The organism is Aeromonas sp. SER, assembly GCF_038739615.1.
GTDB classification, from domain to species: domain Bacteria; phylum Pseudomonadota; class Gammaproteobacteria; order Enterobacterales; family Aeromonadaceae; genus Aeromonas; species Aeromonas jandaei.
In genome coordinates, this window is record NZ_JBCGFC010000002.1 from 436491 (window position 1) to 462177 (window position 25687).

Consider the following 25687-nt stretch of genomic DNA (forward strand, 5'->3'; position numbering starts at 1 on the left):
TTTCAGTTATCGAAAGACGCTTTCAAGGTAAAAAGTGAGCATCTTGGCATCACAAATTACGTTTTACTGCTTGGGGAGGGCATGAAACAGGCTTTTTAGGCGGGATTCGTTGCTACAAGCATCGAGTATGCGATTTTACGTACTTTTGTGGCAAACGCCAATCGTTTTTCCATCATGTTTGCTTTACAGGTCTCCGCTCAAGGTCGCCGAGCACAGCTCTATACTTGACCACATGGTTCAAAATGGACAAGGAGTCCTCCATGCCAAAACCCCCTTTCAAACCGACACAACGCAGGCTCCTGATTGGTTCTGCCATTGCATTAGCCCTATTTGCCAACCCGTTTAGCTATGACTTTGCCCATCAAGAGTGGCAGGTGACCAAGGCATATGCCGAGTCCTGCTTCGTTGCTGGCACCCGCATCACCATGGCCGATGGTAGCGAACGTCTCATAGAGACATTGCAAGCAGGTGAACGAGTTCTGGATCAATATGGCCATACCAACCAGATCTTGGCGGTAGAGCGTGTGCTCTTGGGTGATCGCAGACTCTATGGCATCAACCAACTACCTCCTTTCTTTACCGGCGAACACCCATTCCTGACCACTCGCGGTTGGGCTGCTATCTCACCAGCCATGACTCGTGCCGAAAACCCGACATTGATTGTATTGCCCCTCTTTACCGGCATGCGACTACTGGGATGGTCGGCCGCCGCTAACACTGGCAACCTGGCATTGGCACCGCAACCGGTTGAGCTGCTGGTGGAATCCATCTACTGGATTGACGCTCCGCCTACCACCGAGCTGTTCAACCTGGTTCTTAATGGTACCCATAGCTATATAGCCAATTCATTAATCGTGCATAACAAGGATGGTAATGGGGGTGGCAGCGACCACGGAGGCGGTGGTAACGACAATAGCGGCGGTGGCAGTGACCACGGAGGCGGTGGTAACGACAATAGCGGCGGTGGCGGTGACCACGGAGGCGGTGGTAGCGACAATAGCGGTGGTGGCGGTGACCACGGAGGAGGTGGTAGCGAAAATAGTGGAGGTGGCAGTGAACATGGAGGTGGTGAACACGCAGGAGGAGACCAACATACGGGTGAAGAGCGCCATGCTGGTGGCGAGTTGCATGGCGGAGGAGACCTTCATGCCGGTGGTCGCGGCCTTGGCAACGGGCTTGATGACAACGGTGTAGATGCCGTCGATGATAACGGCGTAGATACCGTCGATGCCAATGGCAACAAACTCAGAGGCGATGGCACGGTCGATGATAACGGCGTAGACGCCGTCGATGCCAACGGCAACAAACTCAGAGGCGATGGTACGGTCGATGATAACGGTGTGGATACCGTCGATGCCAACGGCAACAAGCTCAGGGGCGATGGTACGGTCGATGATAACGGTGTGGATACCGTCGATGCCAACGGCAACAAGCTCAGGGGCGATGGCACCGTCGATGATCGCCAGCAAGTGCTTACCGATGAGCAGGAGCGTGCGCTGCTCAACAACGGTTTTCGCCAACAGGGGCAACCATAATGCGTTATCTGCTAACACTCCTCCTGCTCGGCCTCGCTGGCTGCACCACGGTCGACACCCAGCCGCTTTACCATCAAATGGATAAGGCAGATGTTCAACTGGCCAATCAGGCACTCGCCAAGGCGCTGGAAACCCGCACCAAAGGGCAGAGCCTCACCTGGTTCAATCCGGCCAACCGTCACTCGGGTAGCGTCACCCCGCTGCGCACCTTCCGCCATACCAACGGAGAGTGGTGTCGCGACTATAGTGAGCAACTCTATATCGGCAAGGCCAGCCAGCAGTGGCAGGATACCGCCTGCCGCAATCAGCAAGGGAGCTGGCGGCCACTACGCACTTAGTACGTGATGGGATAAAAGAAGGGGGTAGCAGTGCTACCCCCTTGTCATTTTGGCCGACCCGTTATCCGGGTGGTGGATACGCGGTTATACCCGACGATAAGGCAGGTAGGCCGGCTCCCACATGTGGTTGAGGATATGCTGCTGCAAATCCTGACCGATCAGCGGGTGGGAGGGATCCCGACGCACGATATCCTTGAGCACGGCGGTGGCCACATGCACCGAGATGCTGCGCAGCTCGCGAATGCGGGGATAAACGGCCCCTTTAGCCAGGTCCACCTCACTCACGCACTCAGCCAGCGCAAAGGCGGCGGTAGTGAAGACATCGGGTGTGATCTCGCGGATCTGGCTGACGATGGCCGCCAGACCCACTCCAGGGAAGATAAAGACGTTGTTGCCCTGCCCGACCCGAAAATCCTGCCCGTCATAATTCACATCCTTGAACGGACTGCCGGTCGCGACGATGGCCTTGCCTTGGCTCCAGTTGTAAATATCTTCCGGCAAGGCTTCGCAGTTGGCGGTCGGGTTGGAGAGCGGGAACACCATGGGGCGCTCGCAATGCTGCAGCATCAGCTGGATGTGTTCTTCCTGGAAGGCACCGCCCGAGCCGCTGGTACCCAGCAACACGGTAATGGGCACATGACGCAGCACATCGGCCAGATTGGCCTTGCCGGGCACCTCGGTATCCCAGCCCGCCAGCAGCAGGCCCGGCTTGGCGTAGCGGCGCTTGTACTCGTCGAGCCCCTCGCGGTTGTCACACACCAGTCCCTGAGTATCCAGGATGTAGATGCGATCCCGCGCGGCCTGCGGATCCATTCCCTCGCGGATCATCCCCGCGCAAATTTGATCCGCCACGCCGACCCCACCGGCGCCAGCGCCATAGACCAGATAGTTCTGCTGGCCCAGCGTCTCCCCCTTGACCTTGACAGCCCCTATGATACCCGCCAGCACCACGGCCCCCGTACCCTGAATATCGTCGTTGAACGATGGCAGTGACTGTTGATAGCGGGCCAGATTGTTGAAAGCGTTGGATTTGCTGAAATCCTCCCACTGCAGCACTGCATTGGGGAAGTGGCGCTTGACCCCCTGCACAAACTTGTCGATGAACTCCTCATACTCCTTACCGCGGATCCGCTTGTGCGGGCGACCGAGGTACATGGGATCATCCAGCAGTTTCTGGTTGTCGGTGCCGACATCCAGCGCAATCGGCATGCAGCAGGCCGGATGGATGCCCGCCCCCAAGGTATAGAGCGCCAACTTGCCGATGGGAATACCCATGCCGCCAACACCCTGGTCGCCGATCCCCAAAATCCCCTGGCTGTCGGTCACAACAATGATGCGGATCGATTTGGCATCGAAGTGGCGAGCCTGGCTGCCCATGTCATCCACGTTGTCCGGGGTAATGTAGAGGCCGCGCGGCTTCTGGAAGCGATGGCTGAACTCCTGACACGCCTTGCCGACGGTCGGGGTATAGATATATGGCGTCATCTCCTCCACATGGCGAGACAACAGGGCATAGAAGAGGGTCTCGTTGCGATCCTGCAGCGCGCGCAGGTTCTGGTATTTCTCGATATCGCTGCTCGCGCTCTTGAAGCCTTCATAAACCCGATCCAGCTGGGCTTCGAAGGTTTGCACCTGAGGAGGCAGCAAGCCATCGAGATCGAAATCGGCACGCTCCTGTTCAGTAAAGGCAGTGCCCTTGTTGAGATAACGATTGTTGAGCAGATCAGTGCCTGTCAGTGCAACGGGGCGAAAATCCTGTCCCTGTGCATCTTTCCACAGCAGATATTGTCCGGTAGCCATAGTCATTCTCTTTGATTTACGTGAAGTTGCCGTTCGGCAGGAGAGCAAGACTCATAATGAAATCAATCATATGACGTTTAGTCGTTCGGTTTTGTGAGCTTGGCCATACCCTGCGGCCAAAAAGATGTCCAAACGTGGCTCAAACACATCCATTTTCCGCACCAATGGCGACGGCATCAGACCACGCTGCGGTTAATGAAGAACTATGCTGAACATCAGACCCACTGCATGGAAGCGCCAACCGGTATGCCAGGCACCAACACCATACACAACATTCTTGTCGTCGATGATATGGCCTCCAACCGCTATATCCTGCGCAGCCTGCTCGAAGATGAGGGCTATCAGGTGCGGGAAGCGGAGGATGGCCAGCAGGCCGTTGCTGCTGTAGCGCAAGCAACTCCCGACCTGATCCTGATGGACATCAACATGCCGGTGATGGATGGCTACGAGGCGTGCCGCCGTATCAAGCAGCAACAGGGGCACTGGGGCTTGCCTGTCATCTTCATCAGCGCCAACAGCGAGATCAGCGCCCTTGAGCAGGCCTTTCAGGCGGGCGGCTGCGACTATGTCTCCAAGCCGTTCCATCAGCTCGAGGTACTGGCCCGGGTGCAAAACCAGCTGCGCCTGCGCGAGCTTGGTCGCCAGCAAGCCAAGGTGCAGCTCTATCAGAGCCTGTTTCAGCTCACCGCCGGCATCGCCCACGAAATCAACACCCCGGTCGGGGTTGGCATCACCGCCTCCAGCCTGATTCAGGGCGCCGGCGATCTGCTGGCCAACGCGGTAAAAAACGGGGTACTGGGTCAGCGCCTGCTCAACCAGCAACTGACCGATATCAAGGAGGGCACCGAACTGGTGGAATCGAGCCTGCGCCGGGTCGCCCTGCTCATCACCCGCTTCAAGGAGCTGACCCGCGACCAGAATGAACAGGAGGCGCGCCCCTTCGCAGTGAAGAAGTGTGCCGAGCATATGTTGCAGGCATTCGCCGCCGAGCTGCAGATTGCCAGAGTCATCCCCTGCCTTGAGGGGAGCGAAGTCACCCTGACCGCCCCCGAAACGCTCTTCGTCGACCTGTTGCAGGAGCTGTTGAAAAACAGCATGGACCACGCCTTTCACGGCAACGGGGAGCACAGCTTCACTATCCACGTCGCTCAGAATGAGGAGTCGTTGCTGCTCACCTATCAGGACTCGGGCCCCGGCATGCCGCCAGATAAACTGCCCCGCCTGTTTGAACCCTTCTTCACCACCCTGCGCGGCAACACCAGCCACTGCGGGCTTAGCGCCTGCCGGATCCACAATCTGGTGGAGAACAACTTGCGCGGTTCGGTCAACGTCACCAGCCCGCCGGGCGAGGGATTGCGCTACGAGATCCACCTGCCACTCAAGCCGGTGGCCTAAGCCAGCATTCGGAGAAAATTGAACATAAAAAGGGGCGCCTCAGCGCCCCTTCTCTTTACTCTTTGTCGACCATCAGCTTGATTTGCCCGCCTTGGGCTCATCGAGGGTGTGTTTCACCTCTTCATACCAGAGGTCGTGGTGCTCCTTGGCCCAGGTCTCGTCCACCTCGCCGGTCACCATCCCCTCCAGCGCCCCTTCCAGTTGGAACAGGCCCATGTAGATATGGAAGATAAAACCGCAGATAAGGATCAAGGCGCCTACGATATGGATAAAGCTGGCCCACTCCATCTGGCGGCGCAGCTGGCCGAAGATGGGGAAGTCGAGGAACAACCCGGTCGCCACCACAATGCCGCCAAACCAGATCAGTAGCCAGAAGATCGCCTTCTCGCCGCCGTTGGAGAAGCCCGCCGAGGGGTGACTTCCCTTATGCTTGCCGAGCATGCCGCCAAACTTCATGAACCACTGCACATCCACCATATTGACGATGTTGTGGCGGAACCACTTGATGAGTACCCCCATCAGGCAGAGGAAGAAGAGCGGCCCCACATAGTTGTGGAACACCTTGGCAAACCAGATCCAGTTCTCCCACACCCCGAGGCTCACCACCGGCTTGATGAAGTACTTGCCGTAGATGATGGCCAGCCCAGACCCGGAGAGGGTCAGGAACATGGCCGCCGTGGTCCAGTGCAGCGCCCGATCGAGCCGACTCCAGCGCTTGAGCTTGCGCCCGGTGCGCGGTTTGGAGAGCTTGGTCTGCCCCACCACCAGATACATCAGGCCACACATGGCGAGCGACCCGAAAATGGCGATGGCACCGAGTGGCGACACCCACTTGGTCTTCACCTCGAACCAGAGCTGGCCCGGCACCGAGATCAGCACCCCGTGCTCCGGCGAGCGGGAAGTGGTCACCCCCTCCTGCCCATCCTTCACCGCCCGCCAATAATCGGCGCCGGCAAAGCCGACCGCCTCTTTCTCGGCATCGGCGAAACTTGCGGTACTCACCAGCAGCAGGGCAGCAAACAGGGCCATTAGCCAGGTTTTCATGCCGCCCCTCCCTGCTTGTTCAGCTTGCTGGCATCGTGAAACAGCTCATCGCCGTTACCCCAGGCTGCATCCTTGGCGCCGCGATAGGCGACCCGCTCGCGGAAGATATCGGAGATCACCTGCGCATCCCCCGCCAGCAGCGCCTTGGTGGAGCAGAGCTCGGCACACATGGGCAGCTTGCCCTCGGCGATACGGTTGGCACCGTACTTCTGACGCTCCGCCTCGCTGTGATCCTCTTCCGGGCCACCGGCGCAGAAGGTGCACTTGTCCATCTTGCCCCGATCGCCAAAGGCGGCGGTCTTCGGGAACTGGGGGGCCCCGAACGGGCAGGCAAACAGACAGTAGCCACAACCGATACAGAGATCCTTGTTGTGCAGCACGATGCCGTCGTCGGTGTGATAGAAGCAGTCGGCCGGGCAGACCGCCATGCAGGGAGCATCGGTGCAGTGCATGCAGGCGACCGAGATGGAGGTCTCCCCCGGCAGGCCGTCGTTAAGGGTCACCACCCGGCGGCGCTGGATGCCCCACTCGAGGGCATCGTCGTTCTCGTTCTTGCACGCCGTCACACAGCCGTTGCACTCGATGCAGCGCTTGGTGTCACACATGAATTTCATTCTGGCCATGGGATCAGGCTCCTACTTTGCGAAAACGGCACAGGGTGACCTTGGTCTCCTGCATCTGGGTGACCGGGTCATAACCATAGGTAGTGACTATGTTGACCGACTCCCCCAGCACATAGGGGTCTGACCCTTCCGGATATTTGGCGCGCAGATCCTTGCCCTCGAAGTGGCCGCCGAAGTGGAACGGCATAAAGGCGAGCCCCGGTTTGACCCGCGGGGTCACCAGCGCCTTCACCTTGACCCGGCCCCCTTCCGGCCCCTCGACCCACACATCCTGACCGTCGCGCACGCCGACATCGTTGGCATCCGCCGGATTCATCTCGACGAACATCTCCTGCTGCAATTCAGCCAACCAGGGGTTGGAGCGGGTCTCGTCGCCGCCCCCCTCGTATTCGACCAGACGGCCCGAGGTGAGGATGATCGGGAACTCCTTGCTGACGTCCTTCTCCTGCACCGAGGCGTACTGGGTCGGCAGGCGCCACAGGCTCTTGGCATCGGGCCAGGTGGCGTAGTCGGCCAGCAGATCCCGGCGCGGGGTGTAGAGCGGCTCGCGGTGCTTGGGCACCTGATCCGGGAAGGTCCACACCACGCAGCGCGCCTTGGCGTTGCCATAGGGCACAAAGCCGTGCTTGATGGCGACCCGCTGGATACCGCCGGAGAGATCGGTCTTCCAGTTCTTGCCCTCGGCCTCTTTCTTCTCGGCCTCGGTCAGATCATCCCACCAGCCAAGCTGCTTCATCAGGTCGGCAGTGATCTCGGGATAGCCGTCTTCCACTTCGCTCCCCTTCGGCCAGGAGTCTTCGGCCAGCAGCGAGACGCCCTGATACTCGATGCCGAAACGGGCGCGGAAACCGCCGCCCCCTTCCGAGACCGGAATGCTGGTGTCGTAGAGGATGTGGCTGCCGGGGTGTTTCATCTCAGGGGTGCCCCAGCAGGGCCACGGCAGACCGTACACTTCGCCACTGACCGGGCCACCTTCGGCCTTGAGGTTGGTCTTGTGGAAGGTGTGCCAGTTCTGCTGGTGCGCCTTGAGCCGCTCCGGGCTCTGGCCGGTGTAACCCACGCTCCACATGCCGCGGTTATATTCGCGGGTGATGTCTTCCAGCAGTGGCTGGTTATTCTCAACCTTGATGTGCTTGAATAGCTGGTCGGCAAAGCCGAGCTTCTTGCTCAGGAGATACATGATCTCGTGATCGACCTTGGATTCGAACAGGGGTTCTATCACCTTGTCACGCCACTGCATGGAGCGGTTGGTGGCGGTGACGGAACCATAGGTCTCGAACTGGGTGGTGGCCGGCAGCAGGTAGACGCCGTCGGTGCGATCGTTCATCACCGAGGCGACGGTGGGATACGGGTCGACAATCACCATCATGTCGAGCTTTTGCATCGCCTTCTTCATTTCCGGGCCGCGGGTCTGGGAGTTGACCGCATGGCCCCAGTAGAACATGGCGCGGATGTTGGAACCCTGCTCGATGAGATCGGCGTTCTCCAGCACCCCGTCCACCCAGCGTGAGACCGGAATGCCGTTGTTGTTCATCGGCAACTTGCCGTTGTAGGCCTTGTTGTCGAAACGGGCCTTGATCCACTCGTAATCGACATCCCACACCCGGGCCCAGTGCTTCCAGGAGCCCTCTTCCAGCCCGTAGTAACCGGGCAGGGAATCGGAGGTGACGCCAAAGTCGGTGGCCCCCTGCACGTTGTCGTGACCACGGAAGATGTTGGTGCCCGCCCCGCTCTTGCCCACATTGCCGAGGGCCAGTTCGAGGATGCAGTAGGCGCGGGTGTTGTTGTTGCCGGTGGTGTGCTGGGTACCGCCCATGCACCAGACCACGCAGCCGGGGCGGTTGTCGGCCAGCAGTTTGGCGGCGCCATGGACCTGCTGCTCGTTGAGGCCAGTCACCCGCTCCACTTCGGCCGGAGTCCAGCGCGCCACCTCTTTTTGCACCTCGTCCATGCCGTAGACGCGGGTGCGGATGAACTCCTTGTCTTCCCAGCCGTTCTTGAAGATGTGCCAGAGCATGCCCCAGATAAAGGCGACGTCGGTGCCCGGACGCAATGAGAGGTACATGTCCGCCTTGGCGGCGGTGCGGGTGCGACGCGGGTCGACCACCAGGATCTTGCAGCCGTTGCGCTCTTTTGCCAGCAGGATGTGCTGCATGGCGACCGGGTGGGCCTCCGCCGGGTTGGAGCCGATGAACATGATCGACTTGCTGTTGTGCATATCGTTCAGGCTGTTGGTCATGGCGCCGTAGCCCCAGGTGTTGGCTACCCCAGCCACCGTGGTGGAGTGACAGATCCGCGCCTGGTGATCCACGTTGTTGGTGCCCCACAGGGACGCCATCTTGCGAAACAGGTAGGCCTGCTCGTTGGAGTGCTTGGCGGAGCCGAGCCAGTAGACGCTGTCGGGGCCGGACTCCTTGCGCAGGCGCAGCACTTCGTTGCCCACCTCTTCGATGGCCTGATCCCAGCTGATACGCTGCCACTTGCCGCCCACCAGCTTCATCGGGTACTTGAGGCGACGCTCACCGTGGCCATGCTCGCGCAGGGCCGCCCCCTTGGCGCAGTGACCACCAAGGTTGAAGGGGTGATCGAATGCCGGCTCCTGGCCGGTCCAGACGCCGTTTTGCACCTCGGCATAGACGCCGCAGCCCACCGAGCAGTGGGAACAGATGGTGCGCTTAACCTCGACCGGCACCTCGGCCGCCACAGTTTTGGCCTCGGCCCGCTGCATCATGGCAGGTGCCAGCCAACCGGCGGCCACGGCGCCACCGGCCACCAGACCCGAGTTGACCATAAAGGCGCGACGGGTCAGCCCCTGACCGCGAATGGCCTCATTGCCCTGCTCGCCCGCCTGGGGCTGCTCGGCACGTTTTGTCAGTTTCATGAATTCTCCTTCACTGATCCGGCTCAGTCGGTGCCGCGCAGGGTGCGATAAAAGTCGTGAACATGGGGGGTCTCCCGATAGCACTGATCAGGCTTGGTATCGTGGGTCAGCGCCTCTTTGCTCACCACCCGACCGGCAGCACCGGCCAGCACGCCTATGGTGGCGACCACGCCAATTCCCTTGATCAGATTGCGGCGGGACGGGTCTTTCAGCTGTTCATCGCTCATTCTTGTGACCTCTGTTGTTGTTCTTGCTGGCGCCTGTGCGCCAGCTTCGCGTCCAATGGAATATCTCGTCTGTTCGTTTTGTTGTGAGTGGATAGAGGAATTCAGCCCGTCACCACGCAGGCGCCAAACGGCAGGCGCAATTCGTTTTCCAACTTGAAGAAATCTTCGGCAAGGGCGCCGACCGCCCGGTAGAAGCTACCCCCCTTCGCCTGTTGCTGATCGCGGCAGCAGGCGAGTACCCAAGGGGCAAGGTGGCGCTCATAGAAGCGGTTGCGATCCGGGTGCTGCTCGCCAATCAGTACCGCCATCACCTCACAGAGGGCGGCGAGATGATCTTCCGGCTCGCACACTCCGCTCTGGCGCTCGAAACCGAGCGACTGGAGATCTGCACGCAGCACCGCCAGCGGCAGCTCCATCAAAGAGCCGGTGAGATACCAGGAGGCAAACGGCACGATCTCCCCGCGCCCCAGCCCGATAAAGAGATCCTGATACTCCTCGGCAAGCTCGTTTTCGTGGTGGCTGCTGGCCGCAAGCTGCACCAGCCCCAGCCCTCTGGCAAAGGGGCCCGGCATAACCTGCAACCCTTGCAGCCAGGCGAGCTGTTCACCACGGGGGGCGGCGCGCCAGAGGCTTGCCAGCAGGGCGTAGAGATCGGCGCTGCTCTGTTCCAGTTCGGTCATGGTCAGTTCGCCAGCCTTTTCGTTATGTTGTTCACTCATCACTGGCCCCTCACACCTTGAGCTGGGAGACGGGATCCGCCGCCAGCGCCGCAAACACATCCTTGACCCGGCACTCCTCGCACATCAGCAGCCGCTGGGCGGCCTCGTTCTGGAAGTGGGAGTGACCGGCCAGTTTTTGCTGGATACGGCGGATCATCGAGGCCGGCGCGAACGGCTTGCCACAGCGAATGCAGCAGGCAGCCTCTTCGGCTTTCAGGCTCTGCACGGCGCGGCGCGCCTCGGGCACGGGTTGCAGGCGGGGCATCAGCACGATGGCCTGCTCGGGGCACGCCTTTTCGCACATGCCGCACTGGATGCAATCCTGCTCAATAAAGTTGAGGCCGGGCGTGTGCCCAACCGCATGCAGGGCGCGGCTCGGGCAGACCGCCACGCAGCCCATGCAGAGGGTGCAGTCAGACTCTTTGAGTTCCACACTGCCGTAAGGGGCGCCGTGGGGCACAACCAGCGGCTCGCGGCGCCCTTCGTTGGCCTGCCAGAGGGCATCGAAGGCGGCAAACAGATTTTCCCGTTTATCCCCTTTCAGCGGCTTCTCCAGCAGGGCAAGGGCCGGCTCGCAGGAGATCGGCTTATCTTGTTCGGCATCAACGTTAAACAGGGCGATGCGATCGGCAGCAAGACCCGCGCCCGCCAGCAGCACGGCGGCGCTCGCCAGCTCCCGCTCAACCAGAGCACGGACGCTCTCGGGGGCATCGTCACCCAGCACAATGCGCACCGCGCTGGCGCCATAAGCAAGGGCGGCAAACCAGCTCTCGATGCCCAAACTCGCGCTCTCCTCCACCCAGACCGGCAGCCAGTTGGCGGGCAGTCGTATGAGTTCCGTTTCCACCCATTCGCGCTCGTTTTCGCCGGCGATCAGCAGTTGCGGCGCTTCCCCCCCCGCCTCCCGGTAGTGCTTGAGCAATCGCAGCAGGTAGTCGCCGCTGGTGTTGGCATCGGGCTGATGATAGGCAATCGCCCCGGTCGGACAGGCAGAGGCGCAGCTGCCAAAGCCCTGACAGAGATGGTGATCGATCTGGATGCGACCATTGATGGGCTTGAGGGCATCGGTCGGGCAGACATCGAGGCAGCGGCTGCAACCGGGCACGCCGCGGGCGGTAAAGGCGCACGCCTCGGGGTCGAGGCGAAAATAGCGTGGTTTGTCGAAAATACCGGTCAGCGCACAGAGCTCGGCAAGCCGTTCGGCCAGCCCATCGTCATCAGCCAGATGCAGATAACCCACCGGCGGGCGCTCCAGCGCAAAGAGCGGGACGCGGCCCAGATCGGCCACCAGATCAAAGCGTGGCTGTTCACTGACAGCAGCCGCTTGTTGTGGAAAACAGAGCGCCGCCAGATTAACCCGCTCACCCTGACCATTGAGGCCGGTAAGCTGGAACTGGCCGAGATACCCTGTCAGGCCCGGTTCGCGCAGGGTCAGGGCCGCGAGGGATGCGGTGGCATCAAAAATGGTTTCGAGATCTGCCGCCTCGGCATCGTGGACCGCTTCGCTCACCAGCAGGGTGGGCTTCACCCCGGCGGGCAGCAGGCTGGCAGCGCGGCGAATGCGATCTTCCGGGCCGACCAGCAGCAGGCGCCCCTGACTCTGGTAAGAGACAGTGGCCGGGATCAGGTTGTCGGTCTTGACCGTATGCTGCAGGGCATAGGCGCGAGCGCGCGTGTTATGCGCGGCCGCCCCCGCCCCATGGGCAAGATTGGAGGCCAGATTTGGGCTCAGATTTGGCAATGTTTGTTCAGTGCTCACATACACTCCTGCGCGCGCCACCTCATGGGATGGGCGCTTGTTGGTAAGCCGAGAGAGCAAGAGCCGAGCCAACTCCCCCGGAAAAAAAGTGACTGACAGGGAGTCAGGATCCTGAGGGTTCCATTCCCCCACCTTTGGTTGGGACATTTTGTCCACCAGAGGAAACCAAAATGTCCCGATCGTCGATGTGGGTTTGAGAATGGTTATCAGCCAGTCCATGCGGCTCGGCGGCAGGTTCGCTGGCAAGCGCAACCGGTTCAGCGGATCCGGTTGGCGGATTGGCCGATTCGCTGTCCGGGGCGGTTACCTGATCTACCAGCCAGTTGCGCAGCCCGGCGGTCAGGGCCGCAGGCAGCAATTCGGGCTGGCTGAAATCCTGGGTGTAGTCGTCGAGCCCATCCGGCTTGTGGCTGCGAAACATGGCCCGCAGCGCCTCCCTGTCGGGGAGTTTGGCCTTGCCCGGCTGAGCCGTTTTCAGCGGAGGTTCGCCACTCTCACCCCCCTCAACGGCAAGGGGTTCCCTGCTCCCCTTGTCAGTGCTGACTACGGGGCTATCCAGCGCAGTATCTGGATTTTCAGCTTCGCCATTGCCTTCGATGGGGGCGGCAACTGCCTCGGGGATAACCTCTTCCCTCGGCTGCAATGCCTGATGCTTGCGCGCCTCACTCTTGCGCGACGACCAGCGCTTGAGGAACTCACTCATGGGCGCTATTTCCGCTGTCACTGCCACGCTCACGGCCATCGGGGCCGGTGGCTTTGACGGCGCCGCAGCTGGCTTGATCTACCGTATCGACACCGAGCTGATCCTGCGCCCGTCCCTTGCCCTTTTTGCCCTTGCGACGGGCCTCCAGCAGCTCGCCGTGGCGGCCGATAAAGGCCTCCACCCAGGCTTGCAGCGCCTCGGGCAGCGGACAGGAGAGCACCTGCCGCTCGCCATCCATATAGGCGGCGGCCACGGTCTGGCTCAGGGTGAGGCCATCGGCCACAAAGCCACTGTCCACGCGGCTTCCGGTGACAAACAGGCGGGGCGAGCCGGAGCTCAAATTGAAGCGATAATCCCCCCGCTCATCGCGAAACAGGGTAAGGGGCAAGGCACCGGCGGCCTCGGGTTCGGCAGGATGGAGCGCCGCAATCTCGAAACGGCGGCTCTGCCAGCGGCCAACCTGGCTGTCGATGGCCTTTAACTCCAGTTGCAGCCAGCGCTGCGGGGGCAAGGTATTGGTTGTCTCTTGCACTGTCACGGCTCCCATCAGAAGGTCTCTGCCGGGCCGCCCTCCCCCGTGATCCACCCCGTTCGGTGCGGATCACGGCAGGATCTTCAGGGCGGCCACGGCCATCAATGGAATAAGACATAGCAAGAGTGGGGCCAAGGCGAGATGGTGTGTTCCATCAAGAGGGGCAGGATACAAAGAACTTCCAACGCGACCGTTCTAATACGCTTCGCTATTAGAACCTACGGCCCTTTCTTTATCATGGTTCTCCGCACAGCCCTGTCGTAACTAAAGGCGAAATTTATAGTGGTATTTTTTCATGACCTAACTGCTTCAACGCAAACATACCTCTTTCTGAAACAGAAATGCTATTATCGGATGCAAATTTTTCAGCAAAATGAACCGCGCATTCACCAATCACATCAATATTTTTAATTAAAAATTCAGCAGAAACACGTCTAACAATTGAAGATTTATCATGTGCCGAAAGCTCTAATAAATCCAATATTGATTTTTCTACACTTATATCAGCAGCAGAAATAATAGGAACATATTTACCGATGCAAGAACTTTTGCTTTCCCACTTCCACTCCCTCCTCTCAACCCATGATACTCTTTTTTCAAACAAGCTGCGGTAAGCCTTAGCTCGTACAGCTGGTTGTTTTGCACTCTCTGCAATTTTTTCAACATAACCCTCAAGAATTAGAGCTCTCCCACATTGAGAAAACAATAAAGGCATAGGCCCAGTACTCGACGACATCAACTTATATCGTAGAACTTCAGAAATTTTTTCATCACGCATTATATTTAAAAAAATATTTTTATCTGCAACTTCAAGTCTAGCCCACGAGCCCCAATTTGGAATCAAAGCCAAAAGTGCATTAACTGTATGAGACGGATCAGTATTCCTTATGATTTCAGGTAATCTTTCCCTTGCAGCCAAACGTACTTGTGGCACCCAATCATTTAATCGTCGAATTATAATGGAAGCAAAAAATGAGTTTGGAATTTGACTAGGCAATGAAAGCAAAGCTTTTTCTCTTTTATATCCATTTCGATTAACCAAGTCTAATAGAGTAATATTATTAAAAGCTTTCCTCCAAAATATAAACCTAGAGGGTGTGTATTCCCGTAATGCCTGAGCATAAACACTATCTATAAATCTTTCCCAGTAGTCCAGATTGGAAAGCGATAAGTTGGCGGTAACATCAGAAAGTTCGATAGAATTATCAACAACCCCATCAATATAGACTATGTCATACACGAACTTTTTGATAGCCAATGTTAACTTGCACTCTGTGTCTTGCAAATCATTCATACCCTACTCTGATAAAAATAAAATCCTATGGGGCATACTAAACCATCACATGCCGTTTTCAATAGAGTCAAAAATTTCTTTATCAAGAATCAAAATAACCTCGCTCCACATCATTTTTACTCGCAACCCTTATTATCATAAGCATCGTTGTTTTTTTATCAAAAAACCTTAACCTCCATATTTCACCAATTGGAACAAAACTTGCTGTATCCCTCCCCTTAGATCCCGGCAACCGGTCGCGAGGGCCCATGACACCGACCTTTATCAAAAGCAATGCTGCCGCCCAGCTCACCATGGCCGTCGAGGTGATGGATGAGCAGGGCACAATGAACACCCGCCAAATCGCTTGTGAGCGGCCACTGACTGTCTACCTCAACTGGAAGGAGATAGTGACCCTGATGACGCTGGGGGCCCGCCCCGAGGCGCTGGTGCTGGGTTATCTGAAAAATCAGGGCTTTATCGAGGATATTGCAGCCATCGAGTCGGTCATCGTCGACTGGGAGAGTGAGGCCGCCGCCGTGGTGAGCAGCCAGCAGGCCGCCGATCTCGACAAATCCTTGGAGAAGAAGACGGTCACCTCCGGCTGCGGTCAGGGCACCATGTATGGCAGCGTGATGAAGAAGCTCGAAGGGGTGGTCTTGGCGGCGCCCGAGCTTAAACAGAGCACCCTCTACGCCCTGCTCAAGGCGCTGTCGGCCCATAACGAAACCTACAAGATGGCGGGCGCCGTCCATGGCTGCGCCATCTGCCGCGGCGCGGAGATCCTCTCCTTTGTCGAGGATGTGGGGCGCCACAATGCGGTGGATACCCTGGCGGGCGAGCTCTGGATGCGCGGCGAGGCTGGCCACGACAAGATCTTCTACACCACCGGGCGGCTCACCTCGGAGATGGTGATCAAGGTGGCGCAGATGGGCATTCCAGTGCTGCTGTCGCGCTCCGGCGTCACCCAGATGGGACTGGATCTCGCCCGCCAGCTCGGCATCACCATGATTGCCCGCGCCAAGGGGCGCCATTTCGAGGTATTCAGCGGCCACGACCATATCGTGCTGGACGAGAAGCCGCCGGTGCTGGCGCCCAGTCCGGCTGGTCGCGGGATGCGGGATTAAGCCATGAATGAGTTTATGAATGTGAAGCAGGTGGCGGAATACCTCGATCTCAACGAGAAGAAGGTCTACCAGCTCGCCAACGAGGCGCGCATCCCCGCCACCAAGGCGACCGGCAAGTGGCTGTTTCCCCGCTCCCTGCTCGACCGCTGGCTGCTCGGCAGCTGCCACGAGGGGGTGATGAACGACCGGCTGCTGCTGGCAGGTTCAGACGACGTGCTGCTGCACTACGCCAGCAGCCGCTTGGCCCAGCAGCTCGGCACCCAGGCACTGGTGGGCTACACCCCGTGCGGCACCCGTCAGGGGCTGGCGATGCTGGCCCGCGGCCATGTGGATCTCTGCGCCATCCACTGGGGGCAGGCCGAGGAGGCGCACCTGCGCCACCCGGCGCTGGTGCAGCAGTATCAGGGTCACCGGCAATGGGTGATCGTTCATGGATTTCGCCGGGTGCAGGGGCTGGTGCTGCGGCAGGGGCTGCAACCCAAGGAGGCGAAAGAGGCGCTCGACTGGCGCTGGGCCATGCGTCAGGAGGGAGCTGGCAGCCAGCGCGCCCTGCAGGAGTGGCTGCAAACTCAAGGCGAGTCGCTGACCCGGCTGGAGCGCACCATTGAGGTCAACAGCGAGCGGGAGCTGGCCGCCGCCATCAGCCGTGGCGATGCGGACGTCGGGCCCGGCGCCCAGAGCACAGCCACCGAGTTTGGCCTCGGCTTTATGCCCTTGTCGCAGGAGTGCTTCGATCTGGTGATGCCGCAGGGGGTCTTCTTTCGCACCCTGCTGCAACAGCTGATCGGCTGGCTGCAATCCCCCGAGGGACGCGAGCTGGCGGCCCGCCTCGGCGGCTATGACCTGACTCAGAGCGGCAAGCTGGTGTGGAGCCCGCAGTAAGCGGCCCGGCACGACCTAACCCTTCCCCCTCTCCTGCATTTCCCGCCTCGCTGGCTGTCCGGCCAGCGAGACGGTTTGCCTGCCTCTGCCTGACGCTTTTGCCACTACGCCTCTTGCTCCCCATCCAACCTGCCAAATCGGAGGGAGTGCGCTGGCGGCCCCCAACCAGCTCTGACAAGGGCTCAGAACGGGTCAGCGATCGGTATAAGTTAAAATCGGGTCATTTTGGCAAAACCCATAAATTTAATTTATACCGACTGTTTTGCCCCAGAGCGGCCATCAAGGTCGCCCCAGCCAGCCCTGCAACAACCCCCTCCGATCCGGCAAAGCAGCCCAAGCCGCCATAAAAAAATCCCCAAGGTTTGCTTGGGGATCTTTGCCGTTGCGCGCAGGTGAAGGGTTACTGACCCCGCTCGCCGCCGGAATCAAACCCCTCGGCATTGAGGGCGATGCGCCACCCTTCGAGCTGGGCCGGTTCGCCGCCGCTTGGCAGCAGGGCGTGGCTGCGCAGCCGCACGGTAAAGCAGCTCCCCTGCCCCGGGGTGGAGTCCACCAACAGCTCGCCGCCCCAGCGGCTGATGATGCGGTGACTCAACGCCAGCCCCAGCCCGGTGCCGGTGGCGCGGGTGGTGAAGAAGGGGTCGAAGATCTTGTCCATGATGGCCGCCTCGATGCCGCTGCCGTTGTCGATGACCCGCACCAGCGCCCCCTGCAACACCCCCGCCTCATCGAACCAGTCGCGGCTCTCGACCCGGATCTCCCCCTGCTCCCCCAGCGCGTGGCTGGCGTTGACCAGCAGGTTTATCAGCACCTGCAGCAGCTGCTGGCGATCCGCTTCGATGGGTTGCTGCGCCTTGAGGTCGGCCACCAGCGCCACCTGCTGCTGGCGCAGGGCGGAGCGCACCAGGGTGAGGCTCTCCTCGATGATGGGGTTGAGGTGCTGCCACACCGGCGCCGTCTCGTAGTCGCCGGGGCGGGAGTATTGCAGCAGGCTGCGGGTGATGGCGCGAATGCGCTCGATCTGGGTCAGCACCAGCGCCAGCTCCTCGCTGACCGGCTCTGCCGCCTCCCCCAGCTCCAGCTTCATCAGCTCCACGTTGCCGAGGATCACCGCCAGGGGGTTATTGATCTCGTGAGCCACCCCGGCGGAAAGCTCGCCAAGGGCCGCCAGCTTCTCGCTGATGAGCAGCTGCTGGCGCGCCTCGGTCAGCATCTGGATATGCTCCTCCAGCTCGGCGGTCTTCTGCTTGAGGCTCTGGGTGCGCTCGGCCACCTTCTGTTCCAGCTCGTCGGCGCTGCGAGCCATCTGCTGCTGGTGCGCCTCCTGCCTGTCCAGCATGGCGTCGAACTGGCGGCCAAGCTGGGCCAGCTCGTGGTCGGGGTCGAGGGCCAGCTCGCCGATGCGGGCCGACTGCCCCGCCTGCACCTGCCGCACCACCTTGTGCATCCGCTCGATGGGGGTGAAGAGATCCCGCGCACTGCGATAGACCAGCAGGCCCGAGATGAGCAGCAGCACCACCACGCCGGAGCCAAGCTCCACCAGATTGGTGAGGTAGGTGCGAATGATGGGCCACTCGAGGAAACCGACGTAGAGCATGCCGATCCGCTCGCCTCTGGCACCCAAGAGCGGCTCGTAGCCCGAGACATACCAGGCGTCATGGACGAAGGCGCGGTCAATCCAGAGCTCGCCCCGCTTCAACACCTGCTCGCGCACCGGCGGCGAGACCCGGGTGCCCACCGCCCGGCCCACCTGATGGCTGCTGCTGATCGGCACGTTGGTGCTCACCCGCAGATCGTCGAGAAACAGGGTAACGGTGCCAACGCTGCCATCCGGCAGGGTGTTTTTGGCAAACACCTGCCCCTTGATCTCGTCCACCAGCCGGGTGCTGCCGTTAATCAGCTCGCCCCCCTCGAGCACCGCCCAAAGGGAGCCGTCACGGCCCATCACCGGCGTCAGCGAGAGGCTGATCAGCCCCCGGTTCTCCACCACTTTGGTGCCATCCCGTTGCCACAGCACGGCCCGTTTGGCCAACAGCGGCGAGAGGGCGCGCATCTCCTGCTGCGACCAGACCACGAAGTGGCTGACGCTGTGCCCGGCGCGCAGGGCCGTCAGCTCCTGTGCCGTCAGGGTGTCCAGCTCGGCGCCGCGGCGCAGACGCAGAAAATCGAGGCCGTAGTTGGATGCCAGCGGCATCACCCAATCCTGCAGCTGATCCGGCGATTCCCGCAGCCGCAGCTGGAAGGCCCAGGCATCGCGCAGGTGTTCGAGGTGCTCGCTCTGGCGAGTCTGCTGCACGATCACCGCGTGGTGGGCGCCAGCCAGATCGCTTCTGACCGTGGTGAGCAGGTTCTGCCAGCTGTAGGTGAGCGTCCAGTAGAGGGTGAGCGCCACCATGCCCGCCAGACTCAGCATGATGGGCATGGAGGTGAGCAGCAGCAGGCGCCAGCGCACCTTGGTGCGCACGCAACGCGGCAACAGAATTCGGACACAGCGTGACAACAGGCTCTTTTTCATCGCCACTCCCTTGGCATCGGCAGACCTCATTCGATGGCCCACTCCTTGAACTTGCGATCCAGCGTCTTGCGCGCCACCCCGAGCACCCGGGAGGCGGCCGACTTGTTGCCATCGTGATTCGCCACCACCTGCAGGATGTGGGCCTTCTCCACCTCGGCCAGCGGCCACTCCAGCGGATAACCGTCGCCGCCATCGCTTTGCGGCGCAGGCTGGCTGCTCTGCCAGTAGTCGGCGGGGGGCTTGCCAAGCAGCAGGCAGCGCTCGATAAGGTTGCGCAGCTCGCGCACGTTGCCGGGCCAGGGGTAAGCCTGCATCGCCACCACATCCTCGTGGGTCCAGCTCAAGGAGCCCATCCCCATCTCGGCGGTGAGCTGGCGGGTAAAGTGGTGCACCAGTGCGGGGATGTCGTCGATGCGCTCGCGCAGCGGGGCGACCGGCAGCGCCACCACGTTGAGACGATAGAAGAGATCCTCGCGAAAGCGACCCGCCTCTACCTCGGCTTTCAGGTTGCGGTTGGTGGCGGCGACGATGCGCACATCCACCGCCAGCTCGCGCTCGGCGCCGACCGGGCGAATGGCCTTCTGCTCCAGCGCCCGCAGCAACGAGGCCTGCATGGCGAGCGGCATTTCGCCGATCTCGTCGAGAAACAGCGTCCCCTGATGGGCGACCCGAAACAGGCCGTCACGCCCCTTGCGGGCGCCGGTAAAGGCCCCCTGCACATGACCAAACAGCTCGCTTTCCAAAAGCTCCGGCGCGATGGAGGCGCAGTTGAGGGGCACAAAGGCCCCGACCCGCCCGGAGAGCTGGTGCAGAGCGCGGGCCACCAGCTCCTTGCCGGTACCGGACTCCCCCTCCACCAGCACGGCGGCGTTGGAGGGGGCGACCCGGGCGATCAGGGTCTTGAGCTCGCTGGTCTTGGCGCTGTCGCCAATCAGGGTGGGTGGGAAGAGCTTGCTCACCTCCCGGCGCAGCAGCAGGTTCTCCCGCTCCATCTGGCGACGCTCGATGACCCGGTCCACCGCCTGCACCATCTGATCGAGATTGAAGGGTTTGAGAATAAAGTCGCTGGCCCCCAGACGCAGCGCCTTGAGGGCGGTCTCCATGTCGCCAAAACCGGTCATGAAGATGATGTCGCTGCGGCGGGTGCCGGGCTCGATGGCCTCGTGCCACTCGATGCCGGAGCGCCCCGGCAGGCGGATATCGGCGATGATGAGATCAAAATGGAGGCGGCAGCGCAGGGCTTCCGCCTCCTCCACGCTGGCGGCGGTCTCTATCTGGGCGAAGCGCCTGGCCAGCGCCTTGGCCAGAAAACTGCGCATGCCGGGCTCATCGTCGACGATGAGCAGGGAGAGGGCAGACCAGCGGCCGGAAGAGACTGTCATGAAAAAAAGCACCTCGAATACAGGTAAGGTCGGAGAATGTCCCGATAACCGGAACTTTAGTGGGACATTTTGTCCTTCCCGTATCAAAATCACCAACCCCAATTATTAAAAGCGATAACCGGCTCACCTAATTGCCACAATTAACCAACTGTTTTTTAAGGGTAAAGAGCTAATCACAGTGGTATGAAACAGTTTGGCACCCCGCTTGCTTGGCTGTTCCCTCTCTCACCTGCCCTGAAAGTTGCATCACGATGACGATAAAAACCAACCTCAAACGTTTTGCCCTCTCTCTTGCCGCCAGCCTGCTGATCGCCGGTGCGGCCCATGCTGACACTACCAAGGCGCCAATCCGCCTCGCCACCACCACCAGTACCGAACAGTCCGGTCTGCTGGGCTGGCTGCTGCCCCAGTTCACCAAGGAGACTGGCTATCCGGTGCAGGTGATGGCGGCCGGTACCGGCCAGAGCCTGAAGATGGGCGAGAATGGCGATGCGGATCTGGTGATGACCCACGCCCCCTCTGCCGAGAAGAAGTTCGTCGATGCGGGCTTTGGCATCGAGCCGGTGCACCTGATGTACAACGACTTCGTCATCGTCGGCCCGGCCAAAGACCCGGCGGGTCTGGCCAAGCTGCACGACGCAGCCAAAGCGCTGCAAGCCATCAAGGATAAGGGCCAGACCTTTATCTCTCGCGGTGACGAGTCCGGCACCCACATCAAGGAGAAGACCCTGTGGCAGGCGGCCGACGTCAAACCCGAGTTTGCCGGTTACAAATCCATCGGCCAGGGGATGGGCCCGACCCTGACCATGGCCTCCGAGCTCGGTGCCTACACCCTGACCGACCGCGGCACCTGGCTCGCCTACCAGAGCAAGCTGGATCTCGCCGTGCTGCTGGAGGGTGACAAGCGCCTGTTCAACCCCTATCAGGTGATCCTGGTCAACCCCAAGCGCTACCCGGACCTCAACACCGAAGGGGCGCGCACCCTGAAGAACTGGCTGGTCTCCGAGCATGGCCAGAAGCTGATCGGCGACTTCAAGGTGGCTGGTCAGGCGCTGTTCGTGGCCGACGCCAACAGCAAATAATGCCCGCACCGACCGATATGGCGGCGCAGCTGGCCCTCCCCCTGAACCATAACGGGGGAGGCGCCTGATGACGCTGCTCGACACGACTCTGGCGGCCCTCGCCCTGCTGTTCAACGGCGATACCGAGCTGTGGCAGGTGGTGGGGGTCTCCTTCTCCGTCTCCGGCATCGCCCTGCTGCTGGTGCTGCTGCCGGCACTGCTGCTGGGCTTTGCGCTGGCCTACCTGCCGCTGCCCGGCCGCTGGCTCTGGCTCTCCTGCATCAACACCCTGCAGTCGGTGCCGACCGTGGTGATCGGTCTTTTGCTCTACATGCTGCTGTCACGGGCCGGCCCTTTTGGCGACTGGAAGCTGCTCTTTACCCAGCAGGCGATGGTGGTGGGGCAGATGCTGATCGCCTTTCCGGTCATCGCCACCATGGCTCACGCCGCCTTTGTCCAGAGTGACCGCCGCGCCTGGGAGACCGCCCTGACCCTCGGCGTCTCCTGGCCCAAGGCACTGCTCGGGTTGATGCACGAGTGCCGCTTTGGCCTGCTGGCGGCGGTGATCGGCGCCTTCAGTCGCATCGTCACCGAGGTGGGTTGCTCCATGATGGTCGGCGGTAACATCCTGCACTTTACCCGCAATATCCCCACCGCCATCGCGCTGGAGACCCAGAAAGGGGCCTTCACTCAGGGGGTGGCCCTCGGCATTGTGCTGCTCACCCTCGCCTTGCTGCTCAACCTGCTGCTCACCGCCTGTCGCGGCCAGAGCTATCTGAAAAATTGACCATGCCCGCAACCCACAGGAGTACCCCATGGCTCTGACCGCCCACCAGCTGACGATGCGCTTTGGCGACCGTCAGCTGTTCGAGATTGAGCGCCTCTCCATTGCGGCGGGAGACACCATCTGGCTGCACGGGGCCAACGGGGTGGGCAAGACCACCTTGCTCAAGATCCTGGCGGGGCTGCTCCCCCCGACCCGCGGCTACACCAACCTGCCGGGACGCTGGCAACGGCGGCTCAACCGCCTGCTCAAACGGGATCTGGGGCCAGGCCGGGTCACCTATCTGCACCAGACCCCCTATCTGTTTGATCGCACGGTGCACGACAATGTCGCCTGGGCGCTGGACAAGCAGCTCGGCAGCGAGGTGCGGGTGTTCGAGGCGCTGCGCCGGGTCGAGCTGGAGGGGCTGGCGCGGGAGCACATCAGCATTCTCTCGGGTGGCGAACGGCAACGGCTGGCCATGGCCCGAGCCTGGGCGCTGCAACCCGCTTTTCTGCTGATGGACGAGCCCACCGCCAATCTGGATGCACATTCGGTTGCCCTGATGGCCGCATTGGCGCAAGATCTGCGGGAACATGGCAGCGGCCTGGTGGTGATCAGTCACCAGCACAACGCCCTGACCGACCTGTGCGAGCGGCAATGGACCCTCGCCCGTGGCCAGCTGCAAGAGACGACCCCTTTAAAAATCATCGAGCGACATGACTTCAAGAAGCGAATCCCCCTCTAGCCCTTTTCCCGTGTCGGCAGTGATCCTCGCCGGCGGCCGCGCCACCCGGATGGGGGGCGAAGACAAGGGATGGGTGGAGCTGGCAGGACGCCCGCTGATCGCCCACGTACTGGAGCGGCTGCGCCCCCAGGTGGACGAGATCCTCATCAATGCCAATCGCAGCCACGACCGCTATCAGGCGCTGGCTCCCGTCATCAGCGATGACAATCGCGACTACCTCGGCCCGCTGGCGGGCATGCAGGCTGGCCTTGCCGCCGCCCGCCACGACTGGGTGCTGTTCGTCCCCTGTGATGGCCCCGCCCTCCCCCCGGATCTGATGAGCCGCTTTCGCGCCGCCCTGACCCCGGATACCGAGCTGGTAGTTGCCCACGATGGCGACTGGCTGCAACCCGTGGTGGCTCTGCTGCACACATCCCTGCTCCCCTCCCTTAGCGCCGCACTGGCCGAGGGGGAGCGCAAAATCGATATCTGGTTTGCCCGCCACAACATGGCGGTGGTGAGCTTTGCCGATCAGCCGGATGCCTTCATCAATCTCAACAGCCCGGACGAGCTGGCCGCCTACGAGGCGCGCCTGCAAGACGCCACCGGACAAGGAGCCACCTCATGACCCCGGCCCCCACTCTTCCCCTGCTCGGCTTCGCCGCCTGGAGCGGTACCGGCAAGACCACCCTGCTCGAGCAGCTCATCCCGCTGCTGACAGGGCGCGGCCTGCGCATCGGGGTGCTCAAGCACGCCCATCACGACTTTGATATCGACCAGCCGGGCAAGGACAGCTACCGCCTGCGCAAGGCGGGGGCACAGCAGATGATGGTGGCCTCCCGCCGCCGTCATGCCCGCATCATTGAAACAGAACTGGCCGAAGCCGATTTTCGTCAGTTGCTGGCAAGCTTCGATCAGACAGAGCTAGAGCTGCTGCTGGTAGAGGGGTTCAAGCACGAACACTTCCCGAAAATCGAGCTGCACCGCGCCGAGATTGGCAAGCCGCTGCTCTTCCCCGAAGACCGGGACATCATAGCGCTGGCCAGCGATCAACCCGCAGAGACCACCCTGCCGCAACTCGATATCAACGACCTTGAGGCTATCGCCGACTTCGTCTGCAGCTGGCTTGACGGCTGCCAGACTCGCGAGCAGGAGGCTGGCAACGGCTTTTTGTCGGTCGAAGCGGCCCGCAACGCCATTCTGGCGGCCCTCACCCCAAGCACCGCCTGCAGCGACAAACCGCTGGCCCAGTGCCACGGCGCCGTGCTGGCCACTGATCTGATTAGCCCCATCAATGTGCCACCCCACGCCAACTCGGCGATGGACGGGATTGGCCTGCGCAGCGACGATCTCGCCACCGGTCGCTGGCAACTGGTGGGTGAAGTGCTGGCGGGCCAGCAGCGCCACGAACCGGTGCTGACCGGTCAGGCGGTACTGATCATGACCGGCGCCCCGCTCCCCCCCGGGGTCGATACCGTGGTGATGCGCGAAGAGACCCATATTGAGGGTGAGTGGGTCACGGTCACCGCCCCCGTTCGCGCAGGGCAGAATGTGCGTCAGGCCGGTGAAGATCTGGCCAAAGGTGCGGTCGCCATCCCGGCCGGTACCCGACTCGCAGCACCCCAGCTGGGGCTGGCGGCATCACTTGGGCTGGGCAGCCTGCCGGTGCGCACGCCGCTGAAAGTGGCGCTGTTCAGCACCGGCGACGAGGTACAGGCGCCGGGCGAACAGCTCGCCCCCGGCCATATCTTCGACAGCAACCGCTTTACCCTGATGGCCCTGATCCGCGCCGCCGGTTGCGAAGTGATGGACCTTGGCATCATCCCCGATGACAAGAGCATCCTGCGCCAGCAGCTGGAGCAGGCTGCCGCCAGCGCCGATCTGGTGCTGAGCTCCGGCGGGGTCTCGGTTGGCAACGCCGACTTTATCAAGCTGGTGCTGGCCGAACTTGGCCAGATCGATTTCTGGCGCATCCAGATGCGACCGGGCCGCCCGCTCGCTTTTGGCAAGCTGGGGCAGACCCCCTTCTTCGGCCTGCCCGGCAATCCGGTGGCCGCCATGGTCTGCTTCCTGCAATTTGTCGAGCCAGCCATCGCCCGCCTGCAGGGCAAGCTGTGGCAGCCGCTGCGCCTCTCGGCACTGGCAGACGAGAAGATGAAGAGCCGCCCGGGTCGCACCGAGTTCCTGCGCGGCATCTTCCATCAGGATGGCAACGGCCAGCTGCGGGTGCGCACTACGGGGCCGCAGGGCTCCGGCATCCTGAGCTCGATGGCCGATGCCAACTGTCTGATTGAAATCGTCCCCGCTCAGAGCGGCATCGCCGTTGGCGAGCGGGTCTGGATCCACCCCCTACAAGGACGATTGGCCTGAATCCCGACGGGGCGCAGGCCGGATGCAGTGC

Annotated in this window: 22 protein-coding genes; 10 read left to right on the plus strand and 12 right to left on the minus strand. The window is 61.3% G+C overall.

All coding sequences use genetic code 11. From position 1 onward, the window contains the following. Positions 1–260: 260 nt before the first annotated feature. A complete protein-coding gene (locus AAHA41_RS04910; protein WP_323070065.1) occupies positions 261–1535 on the plus strand; it encodes a hypothetical protein in 1275 nt (424 codons plus the stop codon). Then, entirely contained in the window at positions 1532–1873 is a 342-nt protein-coding gene (locus AAHA41_RS04915) for an RT0821/Lpp0805 family surface protein (RefSeq protein WP_201966689.1), read from the plus strand. The genes AAHA41_RS04910 and AAHA41_RS04915 overlap by 4 nt, the downstream gene beginning before the upstream one ends. 84 nt (positions 1874–1957) lie before the next feature. Here AAHA41_RS04915 and AAHA41_RS04920 read toward each other — a convergent pair whose 3' ends face one another. Next, the gene (locus AAHA41_RS04920; protein WP_323070067.1) at positions 1958–3673 is read right to left on the minus strand and encodes an NAD-dependent malic enzyme; all 1716 of its coding nucleotides are present in this window, start codon (positions 3671–3673) and stop codon (positions 1958–1960) included. Between the two features lie 195 nt (positions 3674–3868). Between AAHA41_RS04920 and AAHA41_RS04925 the strand changes: the two genes are divergently transcribed. Continuing rightward, complete coding sequence (locus AAHA41_RS04925) at positions 3869–5068, plus strand: hybrid sensor histidine kinase/response regulator (RefSeq protein ID WP_323070069.1); 1200 nt, start codon at positions 3869–3871, stop codon at positions 5066–5068. A gap of 72 nt (positions 5069–5140) precedes the next feature. Here the strand turns inward: AAHA41_RS04925 and AAHA41_RS04930 are convergent, their stop codons facing one another. From AAHA41_RS04930 to AAHA41_RS04970, 9 genes are all read right to left on the minus strand, one after another. Beyond that, positions 5141–6112, minus strand: a complete 972-nt coding sequence (locus tag AAHA41_RS04930) for a formate dehydrogenase subunit gamma (RefSeq protein WP_005334792.1) — start codon at positions 6110–6112, stop codon at positions 5141–5143. Further along, on the minus strand, positions 6109–6735 hold the full coding sequence (gene fdh3B, locus AAHA41_RS04935) for a formate dehydrogenase FDH3 subunit beta (RefSeq protein WP_005334799.1): 627 nt from the start codon (positions 6733–6735) through the stop codon (positions 6109–6111). Before fdh3B ends, AAHA41_RS04930 begins: the two co-directional genes overlap by 4 nt. 4 nt (positions 6736–6739) lie before the next feature. Beyond that, positions 6740–9616, minus strand: coding sequence for a formate dehydrogenase subunit alpha (locus AAHA41_RS04940; protein WP_323070070.1), 2877 nt, complete (start codon positions 9614–9616; stop codon positions 6740–6742). A gap of 23 nt (positions 9617–9639) precedes the next feature. Continuing rightward, positions 9640–9843, minus strand: coding sequence for a transcriptional initiation protein Tat (locus AAHA41_RS04945; protein WP_323070072.1), 204 nt, complete (start codon positions 9841–9843; stop codon positions 9640–9642). A gap of 101 nt (positions 9844–9944) precedes the next feature. Beyond that, the gene (locus AAHA41_RS04950) at positions 9945–10562 is read right to left on the minus strand and encodes a molecular chaperone TorD family protein (RefSeq protein WP_323070073.1); all 618 of its coding nucleotides are present in this window, start codon (positions 10560–10562) and stop codon (positions 9945–9947) included. A 10-nt stretch (positions 10563–10572) separates the two neighbouring features. Beyond that, entirely contained in the window at positions 10573–12321 is a 1749-nt protein-coding gene (locus AAHA41_RS04955; RefSeq protein ID WP_323070074.1) for a 4Fe-4S dicluster domain-containing protein, read from the minus strand. Positions 12322–12424: 103 nt separating this feature from the next. Beyond that, a complete protein-coding gene (locus tag AAHA41_RS04960) occupies positions 12425–13024 on the minus strand; it encodes a DUF3306 domain-containing protein (protein ID WP_323070075.1) in 600 nt (199 codons plus the stop codon). Further along, complete coding sequence (locus AAHA41_RS04965) at positions 13017–13571, minus strand: DUF3305 domain-containing protein (RefSeq protein ID WP_323070076.1); 555 nt, start codon at positions 13569–13571, stop codon at positions 13017–13019. Before AAHA41_RS04965 ends, AAHA41_RS04960 begins: the two co-directional genes overlap by 8 nt. A 262-nt stretch (positions 13572–13833) precedes the next feature. Further along, the gene (locus AAHA41_RS04970; RefSeq protein ID WP_203975383.1) at positions 13834–14850 is read right to left on the minus strand and encodes a hypothetical protein; all 1017 of its coding nucleotides are present in this window, start codon (positions 14848–14850) and stop codon (positions 13834–13836) included. Between the two features lie 248 nt (positions 14851–15098). Here AAHA41_RS04970 and AAHA41_RS04975 point away from each other — a divergent pair, with 248 nt between their 5' ends. Both AAHA41_RS04975 and AAHA41_RS04980 read left to right on the plus strand, forming a co-directional pair. After that, complete coding sequence (locus AAHA41_RS04975) at positions 15099–15956, plus strand: formate dehydrogenase accessory sulfurtransferase FdhD (protein WP_323070384.1); 858 nt, start codon at positions 15099–15101, stop codon at positions 15954–15956. A 15-nt stretch (positions 15957–15971) separates the two neighbouring features. Beyond that, entirely contained in the window at positions 15972–16838 is an 867-nt protein-coding gene (locus AAHA41_RS04980; protein ID WP_005312265.1) for a helix-turn-helix transcriptional regulator, read from the plus strand. Between the two features lie 400 nt (positions 16839–17238). Here the strand turns inward: AAHA41_RS04980 and AAHA41_RS04985 are convergent, their stop codons facing one another. Both AAHA41_RS04985 and AAHA41_RS04990 read right to left on the minus strand, forming a co-directional pair. Next, positions 17239–19353: a cache domain-containing protein gene (locus AAHA41_RS04985; RefSeq protein ID WP_323070387.1), complete on the minus strand. Its 2115-nt coding sequence runs from the start codon at positions 19351–19353 to the stop codon at positions 17239–17241. 26 nt (positions 19354–19379) lie between these two features. Continuing rightward, the gene (locus AAHA41_RS04990) at positions 19380–20735 is read right to left on the minus strand and encodes a sigma-54 dependent transcriptional regulator (protein ID WP_040065386.1); all 1356 of its coding nucleotides are present in this window, start codon (positions 20733–20735) and stop codon (positions 19380–19382) included. 251 nt (positions 20736–20986) lie between these two features. On the opposite strand from AAHA41_RS04990, the gene AAHA41_RS04995 reads away from it, so the two are divergent. The 5 genes from AAHA41_RS04995 to AAHA41_RS05015 all read left to right on the plus strand — a co-directional run bounded on the left by AAHA41_RS04995 (position 20987) and on the right by AAHA41_RS05015 (position 25656). Continuing rightward, positions 20987–21817, plus strand: a complete 831-nt coding sequence (locus tag AAHA41_RS04995) for a substrate-binding domain-containing protein (RefSeq protein WP_185226717.1) — start codon at positions 20987–20989, stop codon at positions 21815–21817. A gap of 64 nt (positions 21818–21881) precedes the next feature. Then, positions 21882–22583: an ABC transporter permease gene (locus AAHA41_RS05000; RefSeq protein ID WP_104014170.1), complete on the plus strand. Its 702-nt coding sequence runs from the start codon at positions 21882–21884 to the stop codon at positions 22581–22583. Between the two features lie 28 nt (positions 22584–22611). Continuing rightward, a complete protein-coding gene (locus AAHA41_RS05005) occupies positions 22612–23307 on the plus strand; it encodes an energy-coupling factor ABC transporter ATP-binding protein (protein ID WP_040065392.1) in 696 nt (231 codons plus the stop codon). Further along, the gene (mobA, locus tag AAHA41_RS05010; RefSeq protein WP_203975378.1) at positions 23279–23914 is read left to right on the plus strand and encodes a molybdenum cofactor guanylyltransferase MobA; all 636 of its coding nucleotides are present in this window, start codon (positions 23279–23281) and stop codon (positions 23912–23914) included. Before AAHA41_RS05005 ends, mobA begins: the two co-directional genes overlap by 29 nt. Continuing rightward, on the plus strand, positions 23911–25656 hold the full coding sequence (locus tag AAHA41_RS05015; RefSeq protein ID WP_323070383.1) for a bifunctional molybdopterin-guanine dinucleotide biosynthesis adaptor protein MobB/molybdopterin molybdotransferase MoeA: 1746 nt from the start codon (positions 23911–23913) through the stop codon (positions 25654–25656). Before mobA ends, AAHA41_RS05015 begins: the two co-directional genes overlap by 4 nt. Positions 25657–25687: the final 31 nt, after the last annotated feature.

Excerpts from the sequence above, each read along its gene's own strand:
- AAHA41_RS05015 (WP_323070383.1), top strand. The coding sequence starts at position 23,911 with ATGACCCCGGCCCCCACTCTTCCCCTGCTCGGCTTCGCCGCCTGGAGC.
- mobA (WP_203975378.1), top strand. The coding sequence starts at position 23,279 with ATGACTTCAAGAAGCGAATCCCCCTCTAGCCCTTTTCCCGTGTCGGCA.
- AAHA41_RS04945 (WP_323070072.1), bottom strand. The coding sequence starts at position 9,843 with ATGAGCGATGAACAGCTGAAAGACCCGTCCCGCCGCAATCTGATCAAG.
- AAHA41_RS04950 (WP_323070073.1), bottom strand. The coding sequence starts at position 10,562 with ATGAGTGAACAACATAACGAAAAGGCTGGCGAACTGACCATGACCGAA.
- AAHA41_RS04995 (WP_185226717.1), top strand. The coding sequence starts at position 20,987 with ATGACGATAAAAACCAACCTCAAACGTTTTGCCCTCTCTCTTGCCGCC.
- AAHA41_RS04965 (WP_323070076.1), bottom strand. The coding sequence starts at position 13,571 with ATGGGAGCCGTGACAGTGCAAGAGACAACCAATACCTTGCCCCCGCAG.
- AAHA41_RS05005 (WP_040065392.1), top strand. The coding sequence starts at position 22,612 with ATGGCTCTGACCGCCCACCAGCTGACGATGCGCTTTGGCGACCGTCAG.
- AAHA41_RS04970 (WP_203975383.1), bottom strand. The coding sequence starts at position 14,850 with ATGAATGATTTGCAAGACACAGAGTGCAAGTTAACATTGGCTATCAAA.
- fdh3B (WP_005334799.1), bottom strand. The coding sequence starts at position 6,735 with ATGGCCAGAATGAAATTCATGTGTGACACCAAGCGCTGCATCGAGTGC.
- AAHA41_RS04925 (WP_323070069.1), top strand. The coding sequence starts at position 3,869 with ATGAAGAACTATGCTGAACATCAGACCCACTGCATGGAAGCGCCAACC.
- AAHA41_RS04985 (WP_323070387.1), bottom strand. The coding sequence starts at position 19,353 with ATGAAAAAGAGCCTGTTGTCACGCTGTGTCCGAATTCTGTTGCCGCGT.
- AAHA41_RS04960 (WP_323070075.1), bottom strand. The coding sequence starts at position 13,024 with ATGAGTGAGTTCCTCAAGCGCTGGTCGTCGCGCAAGAGTGAGGCGCGC.
- AAHA41_RS04990 (WP_040065386.1), bottom strand. The coding sequence starts at position 20,735 with ATGACAGTCTCTTCCGGCCGCTGGTCTGCCCTCTCCCTGCTCATCGTC.
- AAHA41_RS04920 (WP_323070067.1), bottom strand. The coding sequence starts at position 3,673 with ATGGCTACCGGACAATATCTGCTGTGGAAAGATGCACAGGGACAGGAT.
- AAHA41_RS04980 (WP_005312265.1), top strand. The coding sequence starts at position 15,972 with ATGAATGTGAAGCAGGTGGCGGAATACCTCGATCTCAACGAGAAGAAG.
- AAHA41_RS04940 (WP_323070070.1), bottom strand. The coding sequence starts at position 9,616 with ATGAAACTGACAAAACGTGCCGAGCAGCCCCAGGCGGGCGAGCAGGGC.
- AAHA41_RS04930 (WP_005334792.1), bottom strand. The coding sequence starts at position 6,112 with ATGAAAACCTGGCTAATGGCCCTGTTTGCTGCCCTGCTGCTGGTGAGT.
- AAHA41_RS04975 (WP_323070384.1), top strand. The coding sequence starts at position 15,099 with ATGACACCGACCTTTATCAAAAGCAATGCTGCCGCCCAGCTCACCATG.
- AAHA41_RS04910 (WP_323070065.1), top strand. The coding sequence starts at position 261 with ATGCCAAAACCCCCTTTCAAACCGACACAACGCAGGCTCCTGATTGGT.